We start from the raw sequence: 14,365 nt of genomic DNA, 5'->3' as shown, positions 1-14,365 counted from the left end.
TGGCCAGTGGATGCAGCTTCCGCGCCATCTCGGAAAACATCTGCGCGTCGTAAAGCGCATTCGCGAGCAGGCTCGCTCCCACAGTTCGGTTTGCGCAAAACTGTGGGAGCGAGGGTTGCCCGCGAAGAGGCCCTGTCAGCCGCCGATGATCTTCATGATGGTGGCACCGCCCGAAAACGCCACTTCCTGTTTGTCGCCCAAGGCTTTGACCAAAAGACGCTGCAGCGCCGGCAGGGCCTGGTGACGCGGCTTGTCGAGAAGATCGCCGACATAGTGACGATTGCTCGACGACAGGCAGCCATGCAACCAGCCGGTAGACGACAGCCGTAGCCGCGAGCACGTCCGGCAGAACGGCACGCTTTCATTGGCGATCACGCCGAAGTAGCCCTGCCCAGGAATCTCGTAGCGCACCGCCGTCGCGTCGACCGGCGCATCGGCTTGCAGGTATTCGTGATGATCGCCGATCAGGCTCAACAACTGCTGCAGGCTGACAAACTGCTGCAGGAATGCATTGGAATCACTGGCGAGATGGCCCATGCGCATCAGCTCGATGAAGCGCAACTCGTAGCCGCGCTCCAGGCAATAATCGAGCAAAGGCATCACCTGATCCAGGTTCTGCCCACGCAAAGGCACCATGTTGACCTTGATTTTCAGTCCCGCGGCTTTCGCCTGATCCATCCCGTCGAGTACCGTGGCCAGATCGCCGCCGCGGGCAATGCCGCGAAAGGCATTGGCATCCAGGGTGTCGAGCGAAACATTGATACGACGAATCCCGGCGTCCACCAGCAACGGCAACTTCTTTGCGAGCAATTGTCCGTTGGTGGTCAGGCTGATGTCTTCCAGGCCCATCTTGCCGACGGCTGTCATGAACGCTTCGAGTTTGGGGCTCACCAGCGGCTCGCCACCCGTGATGCGCAACCGTTCGATGCCAGCGGCCTCGATCAGGTAGGCAACGCCGCGAGCCATGGCCTCGGCCGACAGCTCATCCTGCGCAGCGACCAGCCGTTTGCCGTTAGGCACACAGTAGGTACACGCATAGTTGCAGGCTGAAGTCAGGCTGATTCGCAGATTGCGAAAACGCCTGCCTTGACGGTCAACGATCATGGATCACTCCGGCGAAAGGAATTCGAACGGTTAAAACTTGACTCACAAATCAAGTTTTAGCAAGCCCTAAGCCTGAGTATATTCCTGCGGTACTGCGCCATGTAGCAAATCATGGCGCAATAAGGAAACTGAATGGCTCAGCTACTCGGGGTATCGGTATCGCGCTTGCGCTTGTTGCCCATGCGCACACCGATGTCCATCAGAAACTGGAAGAACCCTTCCTGATCTTCCAGCACATTGCTCCAGAATGGCGAGTGATACAGCGCGACCGCGCCATGTACCAACGCCCAGGACGCGCAGTAATGGAAATATGGCGGGACGTCTTCGAGCTTGCCTTCGCTGATCCGGCCTTTGATCAAAAGGGTCAGGCGTTCGAAGTTAGAGGCGCGGATCTTGTGCAGTTCCTCGATCATCTCCGGCACCTGATTGCCCTTGACCACCTTTTCTTCGAGGCGATCAAACAAACGGTAGCGCTGCGGATCGCGCATGCGGAATTCGAAGTAGGCCCGGGACAATGCTTCCTTGTCCTTGTCGACGTCGGCCGAGTGCAACAGCTCATTCAAATCGCGCTCGTAGTCGAGCATCAGGCGCAGATAAATCTCGGCCTTGGATTTGAAGTGCTTGTAGATCGTGCCTTTGCCGATACCGACGGCATCAGCAATCATCTCGACGGTGACACTGTCTTCACCTTGATCGAGGAACAGCTTGAGCGCGGTATCGAGAATTTCCTGCTCGCGGCGGCGAAACTCACGGACCTTACGAGGTTCTTTATGCATAAGAAAAGGTCTGATCGGGTCAAAATTCGAAGCCGCGTATTATGCCTAACTTGCGCCAAAATGCACGGATCATCCGTCCATATCTGCGTTTCTTGATCATTTCTGGCCACGTCGCGGGTGGATGAGAACAGTTCCGAAGCGCAGGTATTCCAAAATTGTTTAAAAAGCCGACTGGCTAAACTGGACTGCGCCCAATACTGATCAATACTTCAAATGTCGGCGGGGCATCTCCCCCAAGTGCCGCGACGATATTGGTGCCAACGGACCGCGTACCATTGTTTTACTCCTAATGGTCTTAACCCGGATTCACCCCCCAGAACCCGGGTTTTTTTTGCCTGCGATTCAGGGATAACACCCCGGAGCTGCCGAAGGCTACGATCTTTTCGCCGACGTTACGCCGATGTTCTCACATGTGCCAACGGAAACAGCCGCTTGAAATTCTCAGTGGTCTGCTCCGCAAATCGCTCGAAAGACTCGCCCCGCAGCATCGCCAGGAACTCTGCCACTTCGCGCACATACTGCGGCAGATTGGGTTTGCCGCGATGTGGGATAGGGGCCAGGTATGGGGAATCGGTTTCAACAAGCAAGCGGTCGGCAGGCACCTTGCTCGCCACATCGCGCAGAGCATCCGCATTGCGGAATGTGACAATTCCGGACAGAGAAATGTAATAGCCCATGTCCAGAGCCGCCTTGGCCATGTCCCAGTCTTCAGTGAAGCAATGCAGCACGCCGGCCTGCGGCAATGCCGCCTCACGCAACAGATTAAGGGTGTCAGCCCGCGCACCGCGCGTGTGGATGATCACCGGCTTGGCGGTTTGCTGTGCCGCTTGCAGGTGCAGGCGAAACGATTGCTGCTGCAATTCTGCCGCTTCAGGCTCGTAGTGGTAATCGAGGCCGGTTTCACCAATGGCTACTACGCGAGGATGATCGAGTTCACGCAGCAGCCAGTCGAGTGCGGGCGCAGTACCGGGTTGGACATCCAGCGGATGCACGCCAACAGAACAGTCGACATCTTCATAACGCTCAGCCAACGCCTTGACGTCGGCCGCATTGTCGACGCTGACACCGATACATAAAAAGTGCCCTACCCCTCGCGCCCGGGCGGCATCAAGTGCGGCATCCAGCGAACCGTCATGGGCGGCGAGGTCGAGGCGATCGAGGTGACAATGGGAATCTACAAGCATAGGAAGGCGGCAACTTACATCGTATGAGTGGGACGGTCGGAGTTCAGCGCTCCGGCCAGATGGGTTTCGATGCGACTGCGCGCAGTATTGTCCCCATCGTTGAACTGCACGCCAACGCCGGCAGCCCGGTTACCCTGCGCACCTTTGGGGGTAATCCAGGTGACCTTGCCAGCGACAGGAATCTTTTCCGCCTCGTCCATGAGGTTCAGCAACATGAATACCTCATCGCCCAACTTGTAACTTTTGTTGGTCGGGATAAACAGGCCACCATTCTTGATAAACGGCATGTAGGCTGCGAAAAGCACGGACTTGTCCTTGATGGTCAGGGACAAAATGCCATTGCGCGGCCCCTGATTGATGACTTCATTCATGCTGACCTCCACTGCGGATGCTCAAAGTCTAGTCACTTCTGGCCGGGCAGGGACACCCATTGCACCAACAACGCTTCCAGCAACAATACCCGGTTGAGATTGGCCTTGCTCATGACTTTCTGACGCTGGGCGAGGATCCAGTCCTGAATGTTTAGAACCTTGTCCTGCCCGGACTTCTGCGCCAGATACTGAATCACTTTGCGCATATCGGCCAACCCGAGCCCGTCTTCATCCTGGGTCAGTTGATAACGCAGGATCAGGCTCGACCAGTCGCAGAACCAGTCGAACAGCAACAACAGCGGAATCGCATTCCAGCCTTCGGCCAATTGCGTCGGCGATTGTTGTTGCTTGAGTAATTTTTTCACGCCGTCGACCACCAGCGCTCGCTGCTCGCGCACGCCCTGGGTCTGCAGATTGACGGCGGCAAGCGGCGAACCGGCAGCCAGGGTGAGCAGCTCGACGCGCTCATCGTCCGAACAGTCCGGCAGGGCTCTGGCCAGCCAGGCAAGGCTCATGGCTTCGCTGGGCAACGGACACGCCTGCTGCACACAGCGGCTCTTGATGGTCGGCAGCAATCGACTGGTCTGGTGGCTGACCAGCAACAACACGGTGTCACCGGACGGCTCTTCGAGGCTTTTCAGCAACGCGTTGGCGGCATTGACGTTCATCGACTCGACCGGCTCGATCAACACCACTTTGCGCCCGCCCATCTGCGCGGTTTGCACGACGAAACCGACCAGATCGCGAACCTGATCGACTTTGATCGCCTTGTCGGCTTCTTCCGGTTCCAGAACGTAATTGTCGGGATGGCTACCCGCCCTCAGCAGCAGGCAGGATTTGCACTCGCCACACGCATCCTGCGCCGTCGGACGCTGGCACAACAGACTGGCCATCAAGCGTTCCGCCAAGGCGCGCTTGCCGATCCCGGCCGGACCGTGCAGCAGATAGGCGTGGGCATGCTGCTTGCGCCCGGCAAATTGCCGCCAGAGATCGTCCTGCCAGGGGTAGGCTTCAGCCACGGGCCAACTCCAGCAAGCGCGGAAGCAAGGCATCGAGCGATCGCTGAACCTGCGTCAATGGCTGAGCGGCGTCGACCATTACATAGCGCGCCGGGTCCGCTTCAGCACGATTAAGAAACGCATTGCGCACCGCATCGAAAAACGCCCGGCCTTCGAGTTCGAAACGGTCCAGGCGACCACGGGCGCTGGCGCGAGCGAGGCCTACTTCTACAGGCAAATCGAAAATCAGGGTCAGATCCGGGCGTAAATCGCCCTGGACAAACGCCTCCAGTGCGGCGATACGCTCCAGCGACAAACCGCGACCGCCGCCCTGATACGCGTAAGTCGAATCGGTAAAACGATCACACAACACCACCGCACCGCGGGCCAGCGCCGGGCGAATCACCTCGGCCAGATGCTGCGCGCGAGCGGCGAAGACCAGTAGCAGTTCGGTGTCAGGGTTCATGACTTCATCGACTGGCGCCAGCAGCACCTCGCGAATCCGCTCGGCCAACGGCGTACCGCCCGGCTCGCGGGTCAGCACAACCTCGATACCGGCGGCCCGCAGGCACTCCGCGAGGTATTCGCGGTTAGTGCTCTTGCCAGCACCTTCGGGACCTTCCAGGGTTATAAACAAGCCAGTCACAGGCAGTCCTTAATCAGATTTATTGCGCGCTTTGCGGTGCGGAAGTATCCGGCCCGACAGCTGCATCAGGCTCGGCGACCGGAGCGGTAACCTGCGGCACTGCCTCGGGATCGGGATTGGGCGAAGCGGCCGGAATAGAATCGTCCTCCGCCGCAGGCTCGGCGCCCGGTGCTTGCGGTGCCGGGCTGGAGCGATAGTCGGCGCGGCGTTTGAGCTGGTACTCGCGCACGGCGTTGTTGTGGGCGTCGAGATCGTTGGAGAACACATGACTGCCATCACCGCGGGCAACAAAATACAGGCTGTTGCCAGCCACCGGATTCAGTGCCGCGTGGATCGCTTCGCGGCCGACCATCGCAATCGGCGTTGGCGGCAGACCGGAAATCACATAGGTATTGTAAGGCGTCGCTTCCTTGAGGTGGGCTCGCGTCAGTTTGCCATTGTAGCGATCACCCAGGCCGTAGATCACGGTCGGATCGGTCTGCAACAACATGCCCATCTCCATGCGACGCACAAACACGCCGGCGATCTGCCCACGCTCCTGCGGCACACCGGTTTCCTTTTCTACCAGCGAAGCCATGATCAGCGCCTGGTAGGGTTCGGTGTAGGGCACATCGGCAGCGCGCTGCGCCCACTCTTTGGCAAGCACCTCATCGAGGCGATCATAGGCCTTCTTGAGCAGCTCGACATCCGTCATGCCGCGCACGAAACGGTAGGTATCGGGGAAGAAACGGCCTTCCGGGAAAATCCCGTTGTGCCCGAGTTTCTCCATGACCTGGCTATCGCTGAGGCCACTGAGTGTCTGCTCGATTTTTGCCTCTTTGGCCAAAGCAGCACGCACCTGATGGAAATTCCAGCCTTCAACAAGGGTCACGCTGTACTGAACCATTTCACCGCGCTTCCACACATCGATCAGGTCTTCGACGGACATGCCGGGCAGCATGCGGTATTCACCACTGTGCAGAGGTTGTCTGGCCAGATTGAAGCGCCAATACACGCGCAGCCAAAACGAGTCCTTGATGACGCCGTCGGCCTCAAGCCGGATAAGCGTGCGATTCGGGGTCGTGCCTTTCGGCACTTCCAGCAGTTCTTCCTGAGTGACATTCAGCGGCTGTTTCAGCGACGAATGAATTTTCCAGGCGGAAGCGCCCAACAACAGCCCCGCCAGAACCAGTCCGGTTTCCAGCAGCAGCAAGAATTTACGTCTCACGTATCAAGCATCCAGTAGCGCACGAGCAGTGGTTTGGAGTTTACGGGTGAGTGGGCCAACCGGCCAGCTCAGTGCTGCATAGGCGCGCACCGGCCAAATGCCATAAACGCTGTTGCACACAAACACTTCATCGGCCCATTGCAGCTGTTCCAGGGGGATATCGGTGATGTGTGTGGGGATTCCCGATGACTCGGCTTGAAACAATAATTCGGCGCGCATCACGCCGGCGACGCCACAGCGTTTGAGATCGGCAGTGATCAGAGCGCCATCGCGGACCAGGAACACATTGCTGAACACACCTTCGATCACCCGCCCGGCCAGATCGAGCATCAGCCCTTCAGCATGCTCGGTGTCTTGCCATTCGGCGCGTGCGATAACCTGTTCGAGTCGATTCAGATGCTTGAGTCCCGCGAGCAGTGGCTGCCTGGAAAGGCGCGTAGCGCAGGGGAACAAACGCACACCAAGCTGCGCATTCGCGGCAGGATAAGCAGCAACCGGATTGCCTTGCAGGATGCGTCGTGCCTGCGCCGTTGGGGCCGGCGCATAGCCGCGCTGACCATCACCACGGGTAACAATCAGCTTGAGCACGCCATCGTGCAGCCCTTGGGCGTAAGCCGACAGTTCTGCAACCATGGTTGCATGGTCAAGATTGATCGCCAGGCGCTGGCAACCGTTGAGCAGACGCTCGACATGCCGATCCAGCAGCACCGGTTTGCCGCTGTGCACGGCGATGGTCTCGAACAGACCATCGCCATAGGCCAGGCCGCGATCCTTCAGCGACAGAGCGTCAGCCGGCTGACCGTCGACCCAGCATTCCATCAGCCAGCGAACCGGCGGAACACCAGCGAGCCGTTGGTACCGCCAAAACCGAAGGAGTTGGACAACACCACGTCGATTTCCATATTGCGCGCCGTGTGCGGCACGAAATCGAGATCGCAGCCTTCGTCCGGCTCATCAAGGTTGATGGTCGGCGGCGCAACCTGACTGTTGATTGCCAGCACGCTGAAAATCGCCTCGACCGCGCCCGCCGCACCAAGCAGGTGACCGGTCATGGACTTGGTCGAGCTGACCGCCAGTTTGTAGGCATGATCGCCAAACACGGATTTGATCGCGCAGGCTTCGGCGAGGTCGCCGGCCGGTGTCGAGGTGCCGTGAGCGTTGATGTACTGGACCTGATCACTGTTGATTTTGGCATCGCGCAGGGCATTGGTGATGCAACGGGCAGCGCCTGCGCCGTCAGCCGGCGGCGACGTCATGTGGAAAGCATCGCCACTGGTGCCGAAACCGATCAGCTCGGCGTAGATGGTCGCGCCGCGAGCTTTCGCGTGTTCCAGCTCTTCGAGGACCAGCGCACCGGCACCGTCGGACAATACGAAGCCGTCACGGCCCTTGTCCCATGGACGGCTGGCGCGGGTCGGCTCGTCGTTGCGGGTCGACAGCGCGCGGGAGGCACCAAAGCCGCCCATGCCCAGACCGCACGCGGCCATTTCGGCGCCGCCGGCAATCATCACGTCGGCTTCGTCGTACATGATGTTGCGAGCGGCCATGCCTATGCAGTGCGTGCCGGTGGTACACGCAGTCGCGATCGCGTAGTTAGGTCCCTGTGCACCCAGGTGGATGGACAGAAAACCGGAAATCATATTGATGATCGAGCCAGGCACGAAGAACGGAGAAATCCGCCGTGGGCCGGAATCATGCAGGGTACGGCTGGTTTCTTCGATGTTGGTCAGGCCGCCGATCCCGGACCCCATAGCCACGCCAATGCGCTCACGGTTCGCATCGGTGACTTCCAGACCGGCGTTGCGCACAGCCTGAAAACCCGCGGCCAGACCGTACTGAATGAACAGGTCGAGCTTGCGTGCTTCCTTGACTGACAGATATTCCTCGACATTGAAGCCCTTTACCGAGCCGCCAAAACGGGTGGAATAGGCAGAAAGGTCGGTGTGTTCGATCAGACCGATGCCACTGCGGCCAGCCAGAATGCCCTGCCAACTGCTAGGCACATCCGTGCCCAGTGGCGACAACATACCCATACCGGTGACTACGACGCGTCTACGCGACATAGCACTCTCCTTTTTCAAATGACGACTTTGCATCAGGCCTAAAGAAAAAACCGCACGCCATGATGGCAGTGCGGTTTTTCCATGACAGCTAGCAACGATTACAAGCTATTAAGCCTGGTGGTTTGTAACGTAATCGATTGCAGCTTGTACAGTAGTGATCTTCTCGGCTTCTTCGTCAGGGATTTCGGTCTCGAATTCCTCTTCCAGAGCCATCACCAGCTCAACGGTGTCAAGGGAGTCGGCACCCAGGTCTTCAACGAAGGAAGCAGTGTTGATCACTTCTTCTTCTTTAACGCCCAGTTGCTCGGCAACGATTTTCTTGACGCGCTCTTCGATGGTGCTCATACCTTGTTTTCACTCCTAATGGACAAATTCAGGCAGCTGGCCAGTGGGTAAGTGTATAGAAAGCCTTTTCGGTTTTTCAACTGAAAGCTTCACTCCTCAAACCCTGATGCCCTCTGCCTATAAATAGATTGCAGCTTTATAACGGATTTTAGACAGCTCGTATGACATTTTTTTGAAGCAATCCGTCACATTTAACTCATGTACATCCCGCCGTTCACCGGGATTGTAGCCCCAGTAACGTAAGCCGCACCGTCGGACGCAAGAAAAGCGACCACAGACGCGATCTCTTGAGCTTGCCCCAGACGGCCCAGCGGAATCTGCGTCTGCAAGGCTTCACGCTGCGCCTCGGGCAGTTCGCGGGTCATATCGGTGTCGATGAACCCTGGGGCCACCGAGTTTACCGTAATCGAACGCGAACCGACTTCTCTCGCCAGAGCACGACTGAAACCTTCCAGGCCGGCTTTGGCGGCAGCGTAGTTTACTTGGCCTGCGTTGCCCATGGCACCCACAACCGAACCAATACTGATAATTCGTCCCCAACGGGCTTTGGTCATGCCGCGCAAAACGCCCTTGGACAGGCGGAACAGACTGTTCAGATTGGTATCGACGACATCATGCCATTCGTCGTCTTTCATGCGCATCATCAGATTATCGCGGGTGATGCCGGCATTATTGACCAGAATCGCCGGCGCCCCGAACTGCTCCTGAATGCTCGCCACTACGGCAGCGACGGATTCATCGCTGGTAACATTGAGCTCCAGGCCAGTGCCCTGGATTCCGTTTTCCTTCAGGGTCGCTGCGATGGCTGCGGCGCCCGAGGCGGAGGTCGCGGTGCCGATAACGATGGCGCCCTGACGACCCAGTTCGAGGGCAATGGCCTGACCGATGCCACGGCTGGCGCCGGTGACCAATGCAACTTTACCTTGCAGACTCATGCAAGTTTCTCCTGATTCAGGCCAGCGCTGCACGAGCGGCAGCGAAAGCGTCTGGGGTATTGAGGTTGGAGGTCGATACGCCTTCGGCGCAGCGTTTGTTCAGACCGGCGAGCACTTTGCCCGGGCCGCATTCGACCAGTTGGGTCGCGCCCTTGGCCGCCAGTGCCTGGACGGATTCGACCCAGCGCACGGGCTTGTAGAGTTGCTCGAGCAGGTCGCGCTTGAGAATTTCGAGATCGGCCGGCACCTCGGCGCTGACGTTCTGCACCAGCGGAATTTGCGGTGCCTGCCAGTTGATTGCAGCAATCGACTCGGCGAAACGCTCGGCAGCCGGACGCATCAATTCGCAGTGCGAAGGCACGCTGACCGGCAACGGCAGGGCACGCTTGGCGCCACGGGCCTTGCAGCCCTCGATTGCACGCTCGACAGCGGCTTTGGCACCGGCGATGACCACTTGACCCGGCGAGTTGAAGTTGACTGCACTGACCACATCGCCTTGCGCCGCTTCGGCACAGGCTGCCAACACGTCAGCATCTTCCAGACCCAGGATAGCGGCCATGCCACCCTGCCCGGCCGGAACGGCTTCCTGCATCAGCTTGCCCCGGGTTTCCACCAGCTTGACGGCATCACCCAGACTCAGGCTGCCGGCGGCAACCAGAGCGCTGTACTCGCCCAGGCTGTGCCCGGCGACGTAGGCTGGTCGCGCACCACCTTCGGCGAGCCACAGACGCCACAGGGCGATTGAGGCGGTCAGAATGGCCGGCTGGGTTTTATCGGTTTGATTGAGTTGCTCTTCCGGCCCTTGCTGGGTCAGCGCCCACAGGTCGTAACCGAGCGCATCGGAAGCTTCTTTAAATGTTTCAAGGACCACCGGATGTTGCGCGCCCAGCTCGGCCAGCATGCCGAGGGACTGCGAACCCTGTCCTGGAAAGACAAATGCGAGGGAAGCAGACATTTAACGAGCCCCTAATGATCTTGTCGTCGGAGAAAAGACGCCCCGCCATTGGGGGACGCAGAAAACTGACAGTTGGATGGCCAATCGAATTAAGCGGTCACATTTAAGCATTGTCCGACGAAAACGCCTAAAGCAACAAATCCTCCAGACGACCGTGAATTCGCTCGGGCAGGTTTTCCTGAATCTCTATCAAGGCCCGCGAGATGGCACTCTGAAAACCCTGCACACCGGCCGAGCCATGGCTTTTCACCACGATCCCCTGCAATCCCAGAAAGCTTGCACCGTTGTGGCGGGCGGGTGCGAGATCCGCCTGCAGTCGCTTCATCAGCGGCAATGCCAAGGCACCCACCATCCGCGAGGCGACATTTTTCCTGAACAAGGCTTCGATGCGTCCGGCGATCATGGTCGCCAGGCCTTCGCTGGACTTCAGCAGGATATTGCCGACAAACCCGTCGCAGACCACCACATCGGCTTCACCGCGGTACAAACCGTCACCCTCAACAAAACCGATGTAGTTGATGCCGCGGGCAGCCTGCAGCAACGTGGCCGCCAGCTTGACCTGCTGATTGCCCTTGATGTCTTCGGTGCCGATATTCAGCAACGCGACCCGCGGGCGAGCAATGCCCAGCGTTTGCGCCGCCACCGAACCCATCACCGCAAACTGCAACAAATGCTCGGCACTGCAATCGACGTTGGCGCCCAGATCGAGCAACTGACAGTAACCCTTTTCGGTCGGAATCGCCGCCACCATGGCCGGCCGGTCGATGCCCGGCAGGGTCTTGAGCACGAATCGCGACAGCGCCATCAACGCACCGGTATTGCCGGCACTGACGCAGGCCTGGACTTTGCCATCGCGGAGCAATTCCAAGGCCACGCGCATTGACGAATCGGGCTTGCCACGCAAAGCCTGTGCAGGCTTTTCGTCCATGGTGATCACTTCAGAAGCGGGCACAATCGACAGGCGCGAGCGATCCACAGCCGACTGGCCGCAGAGCAATTCTTCAAGAATGGAGGGTTGACCGACTAGGGTCAGGTGCAGCGAGGGCGTAGCAGACAGGCAAGCAAGGCTGGCCTGAACAATGCTGCGGGGACCGAAGTCCCCGCCCATTGCGTCAATCGCGATGACTTGAGCGGACAAGAAATTACTCGTCAGCGCCCTTGTCGATCACTTTACGGCCACGGTATACGCCTTCTGGCGATACGTGGTGACGCAGGTGAACTTCACCGGTGGTTTTTTCTACAGACAGGGTGCTAGCCTCGAGAGCGTCGTGCGAACGGCGCATGTCGCGGGCAGAGCGGGATTTTTTGTTCTGCTGAACAGCCATAATTGATTAACTCCTAAACGTTTGGGTCACGCTTTAACTGCGCCAATACACTGAACGGGTTGGACCGCGTTACCTCGTCCTCGCTCGGTTCGGGCTCATCGAGACCCGCCGGCTGCTGGCATTCTTCCGGATGATGAGCAGGCACAATGGGCAAGGCGAGCAAAAGCTCCTCCTCGATCAGTGACTGCAGATCCAAAGGATCTTCGCCCAGTTCCAGCACGTCATAACCTTTCGGCAACGACTGGGTATTCGCACCCTCCTTTACCACAACGTAACTGCATTCGCTGTGAATCGGCAGGGTGACCAGCTCAAGACAACGCTGGCAAACCATTTTGACTTCGGTGTCGATAAAGCTGTGGATGACCACAGATTTACGTTCATCTCGTTCAAAAACGAATTTGGCCTGCACCGTACCGACAGTGTCGGAAAGCGGGTCGCAGAGTCTCTCCAAATCGGCCAGCAGCAGTTCACCTTGAAGGGTGGTGCCACGGTCAGCCAATTTGCGCGGGTCAACGTGAGGTGGAATCGGGTCATTCAACATAGGCGCAGCATTATAGGGATGCACCCAGCCATGTCAAAGGAAATTGCGCCCTGTCCGTCACTTGGAAGCCTCGCTAGAATTCGCCCCTGACTTCAGGAGATGCGCATGCTGCCTTTATTACTCGCTTCCAGCTCCCCCTATCGCCGGGAACTGCTGGCCCGCCTGCGGCTGCCGTTCATCTGCAGTTCGCCGGACATCGATGAAAGCCACCGTCCGCACGAGTCCGCCACCGAGCTGGTCAAGCGGCTGGCCCGAGAAAAAGCCCAGGCTCTTTCGGGCAGCCACGCCGCACATATGATCATCGGCTCCGATCAGGTCGCGGTACTCGGTGAGCGGATTATCGGCAAACCCCATACGTTCGAAAAGGCCCGCGACCAATTGCTCGCCTCAAGCGGCGCCAGCGTGACCTTCCTCACCGGGCTGGCCCTGCTCAACAGCGAGACCGGCGCGTGCCAGGTCGACTGCGTACCGTTCACCGTACACATGCGCACCCTGGACGCTGATCGCATAGAACGATACCTGCGCGCCGAAGAGCCCTACGACTGCGCTGGCAGCTTCAAGGCCGAAGGGTTGGGGGTGAGCCTGTTTCGAAGCACTGAAGGCCCTGATGCCACAAGCCTGATCGGCCTGCCGCTGATTCGACTGATTGATATGCTGCTGGTTGAGGGCGTGCAGATCCCTTGAGCAGCACAATCCCGTAACACCACAACCCCGTAGCAGATGGCGAAGCCTGCGTCTGAGTGCGAAGCGCTCGCGAATTCGAATCCGCGGTGCATCTCGAAGGTTGAGCCAGAGGTTATGGCGAGCGCTGCGCACTCGCACGCAGGCTCCGCCAGCTGCTACAAGGTTTTGTGCGCAACAAAAAACCGGCCATGGCGGCCGGTGTTTTGATGCAATCAAGGGGTCAACGCAGCGACGGCCCCTGGAAGCCCATCCACATCGCCAGATGCTCGGCAACGCTGGCGCCGAGCTTTTTCGAGAAGCGGTCGAACGGCGATTCCTGAACGGTGAAGTCCACCAGTTCCTTCTCGCCGATCACATCACGGGCAACCGAACTGGCATTACCAAGACCATCGATCAGCCCCAGCGGCAGAGCCTGCTCACCCGACCAGACCAGACCGGAAAACAATTCAGGATGTTCCTTGTCCTTCAAACGATCCCCGCGACCTTTCTTGACGCTGCTGATGAACTGTTGATGGGTCGTATCCAGCACGCCCTGCCAGAACCGGGTCTCTTCGGGCTTCTGCGGTTGGAACGGGTCCAGGAACGATTTGTGCTCGCCCGATGTGTAGGTCCGGCGCTCCACGCCCAGCTTCTCCATGGTCCCGACAAAACCGTAGCCGGCTGCCGTCACGCCGATCGAACCCACCAGACTCGCCTTGTCGGCGTAGATCTGATCAGCCGCACTGGCGATGTAGTAAGCGCCGGACGCACCGAGATCGGAGATCACCGCATACAACTTTGTATCTGGATGCAGCCCGCGCAGGCGACGAATCTCGTCATAGACGTAACCAGACTGCACAGGACTGCCGCCCGGGCTGTTGATCCGCAGGATGACACCTTTGACTTTCTCGTCTTCGAACGCGGCGCGCAAGCTACCGACGATGTTGTCAGCGCTGGCCGGCTCTTTGTCGGCGATCATGCCGTTCACATCGATCAGCGCGGTGTAGTTGGCGCTGCGACTGGCCGCCTTTTCCATGTCCAACAGCGGCGTGAACAGCAGCAGCGCGCCGATCAGGTACACGAACGTCAACAGCTTGAAGAAAATCCCCCATCGGCGCGATCGGCGCTGCTCTTGTACGCCGGCCAAAAGCGTCTTCTCCAGCAGCTTCCAGCTCTTCTCGTCACCGCTCTCTGCGCTCGCCTTGGCGGGCGCCTTCCATTCGTCGGTCATGCCATGTACCCCAGCAAAAAT

The 14,365-nt window shown here is 58.8% G+C and carries 17 protein-coding genes; 1 reads left to right on the top strand and 16 read right to left on the bottom strand.

All coding sequences use genetic code 11. The annotated features are described in order from the left end of the window. Positions 1 to 135: 135 nt before the first annotated feature. The 15 genes from ACYZTS_RS14515 to ACYZTS_RS14445 all read right to left on the bottom strand — a co-directional run bounded on the left by ACYZTS_RS14515 (position 136) and on the right by ACYZTS_RS14445 (position 12,450). Positions 136 to 1,104 carry a GTP 3',8-cyclase MoaA gene (locus tag ACYZTS_RS14515; protein WP_461990037.1) on the bottom strand — a complete coding sequence of 323 codons (969 nt, stop codon included), beginning with the start codon at positions 1,102 to 1,104 and terminating at the stop codon, positions 136 to 138. Positions 1,105 to 1,241: 137 nt separating this feature from the next. Then, complete coding sequence (locus ACYZTS_RS14510) at positions 1,242 to 1,880, bottom strand: TetR/AcrR family transcriptional regulator (RefSeq protein ID WP_008031613.1); 639 nt, start codon at positions 1,878 to 1,880, stop codon at positions 1,242 to 1,244. Positions 1,881 to 2,272: 392 nt separating this feature from the next. Next, positions 2,273 to 3,064, bottom strand: a complete 792-nt coding sequence (locus ACYZTS_RS14505) for a TatD family hydrolase (protein ID WP_461990034.1) — start codon at positions 3,062 to 3,064, stop codon at positions 2,273 to 2,275. A gap of 14 nt (positions 3,065 to 3,078) precedes the next feature. Further along, on the bottom strand, positions 3,079 to 3,435 hold the full coding sequence (locus ACYZTS_RS14500; protein ID WP_028623654.1) for a PilZ domain-containing protein: 357 nt from the start codon (positions 3,433 to 3,435) through the stop codon (positions 3,079 to 3,081). A 32-nt stretch (positions 3,436 to 3,467) separates the two neighbouring features. Next, positions 3,468 to 4,454 carry a DNA polymerase III subunit delta' gene (locus tag ACYZTS_RS14495; protein ID WP_461990032.1) on the bottom strand — a complete coding sequence of 329 codons (987 nt, stop codon included), beginning with the start codon at positions 4,452 to 4,454 and terminating at the stop codon, positions 3,468 to 3,470. Next, a complete protein-coding gene (gene tmk / locus ACYZTS_RS14490) occupies positions 4,447 to 5,079 on the bottom strand; it encodes a dTMP kinase (RefSeq protein ID WP_461990030.1) in 633 nt (210 codons plus the stop codon). Before tmk ends, ACYZTS_RS14495 begins: the two co-directional genes overlap by 8 nt. 19 nt (positions 5,080 to 5,098) lie before the next feature. After that, a complete protein-coding gene (gene mltG, locus ACYZTS_RS14485; RefSeq protein WP_461990028.1) occupies positions 5,099 to 6,286 on the bottom strand; it encodes an endolytic transglycosylase MltG in 1,188 nt (395 codons plus the stop codon). A 3-nt stretch (positions 6,287 to 6,289) separates the two neighbouring features. Further along, on the bottom strand, positions 6,290 to 7,105 hold the full coding sequence (pabC, locus tag ACYZTS_RS14480; protein ID WP_461990026.1) for an aminodeoxychorismate lyase: 816 nt from the start codon (positions 7,103 to 7,105) through the stop codon (positions 6,290 to 6,292). Beyond that, positions 7,105 to 8,349, bottom strand: coding sequence for a beta-ketoacyl-ACP synthase II (gene fabF, locus ACYZTS_RS14475; protein WP_028623649.1), 1,245 nt, complete (start codon positions 8,347 to 8,349; stop codon positions 7,105 to 7,107). The genes pabC and fabF overlap by 1 nt, the downstream gene beginning before the upstream one ends. A 108-nt stretch (positions 8,350 to 8,457) precedes the next feature. Continuing rightward, a complete protein-coding gene (acpP, locus tag ACYZTS_RS14470; protein WP_150631730.1) occupies positions 8,458 to 8,694 on the bottom strand; it encodes an acyl carrier protein in 237 nt (78 codons plus the stop codon). A 191-nt stretch (positions 8,695 to 8,885) separates the two neighbouring features. Then, positions 8,886 to 9,629, bottom strand: coding sequence for a 3-oxoacyl-ACP reductase FabG (gene fabG / locus ACYZTS_RS14465; protein WP_461990023.1), 744 nt, complete (start codon positions 9,627 to 9,629; stop codon positions 8,886 to 8,888). Positions 9,630 to 9,645: 16 nt separating this feature from the next. Then, positions 9,646 to 10,584 carry an ACP S-malonyltransferase gene (fabD, locus tag ACYZTS_RS14460; RefSeq protein WP_461990021.1) on the bottom strand — a complete coding sequence of 313 codons (939 nt, stop codon included), beginning with the start codon at positions 10,582 to 10,584 and terminating at the stop codon, positions 9,646 to 9,648. A gap of 127 nt (positions 10,585 to 10,711) precedes the next feature. Further along, positions 10,712 to 11,722, bottom strand: a complete 1,011-nt coding sequence (gene plsX, locus ACYZTS_RS14455; RefSeq protein WP_461990019.1) for a phosphate acyltransferase PlsX — start codon at positions 11,720 to 11,722, stop codon at positions 10,712 to 10,714. A 4-nt stretch (positions 11,723 to 11,726) separates the two neighbouring features. Further along, positions 11,727 to 11,909: a 50S ribosomal protein L32 gene (gene rpmF / locus ACYZTS_RS14450; RefSeq protein ID WP_003179396.1), complete on the bottom strand. Its 183-nt coding sequence runs from the start codon at positions 11,907 to 11,909 to the stop codon at positions 11,727 to 11,729. A 13-nt stretch (positions 11,910 to 11,922) separates the two neighbouring features. Continuing rightward, positions 11,923 to 12,450 carry a YceD family protein gene (locus ACYZTS_RS14445; protein WP_138964734.1) on the bottom strand — a complete coding sequence of 176 codons (528 nt, stop codon included), beginning with the start codon at positions 12,448 to 12,450 and terminating at the stop codon, positions 11,923 to 11,925. Positions 12,451 to 12,555: 105 nt separating this feature from the next. Here ACYZTS_RS14445 and ACYZTS_RS14440 point away from each other — a divergent pair, with 105 nt between their 5' ends. After that, positions 12,556 to 13,134, top strand: a complete 579-nt coding sequence (locus ACYZTS_RS14440) for a Maf family protein (RefSeq protein WP_461990017.1) — start codon at positions 12,556 to 12,558, stop codon at positions 13,132 to 13,134. A gap of 220 nt (positions 13,135 to 13,354) precedes the next feature. Here ACYZTS_RS14440 and ACYZTS_RS14435 read toward each other — a convergent pair whose 3' ends face one another. Continuing rightward, the gene (locus ACYZTS_RS14435) at positions 13,355 to 14,344 is read right to left on the bottom strand and encodes a S49 family peptidase (protein ID WP_461990015.1); all 990 of its coding nucleotides are present in this window, start codon (positions 14,342 to 14,344) and stop codon (positions 13,355 to 13,357) included. Between the last annotated feature and the right edge of the window lie 21 nt (positions 14,345 to 14,365).

This window comes from Pseudomonas sp. TMB3-21 (assembly GCF_054898145.1).
This window is presented reverse-complemented; position numbering and strand designations above follow the sequence as displayed.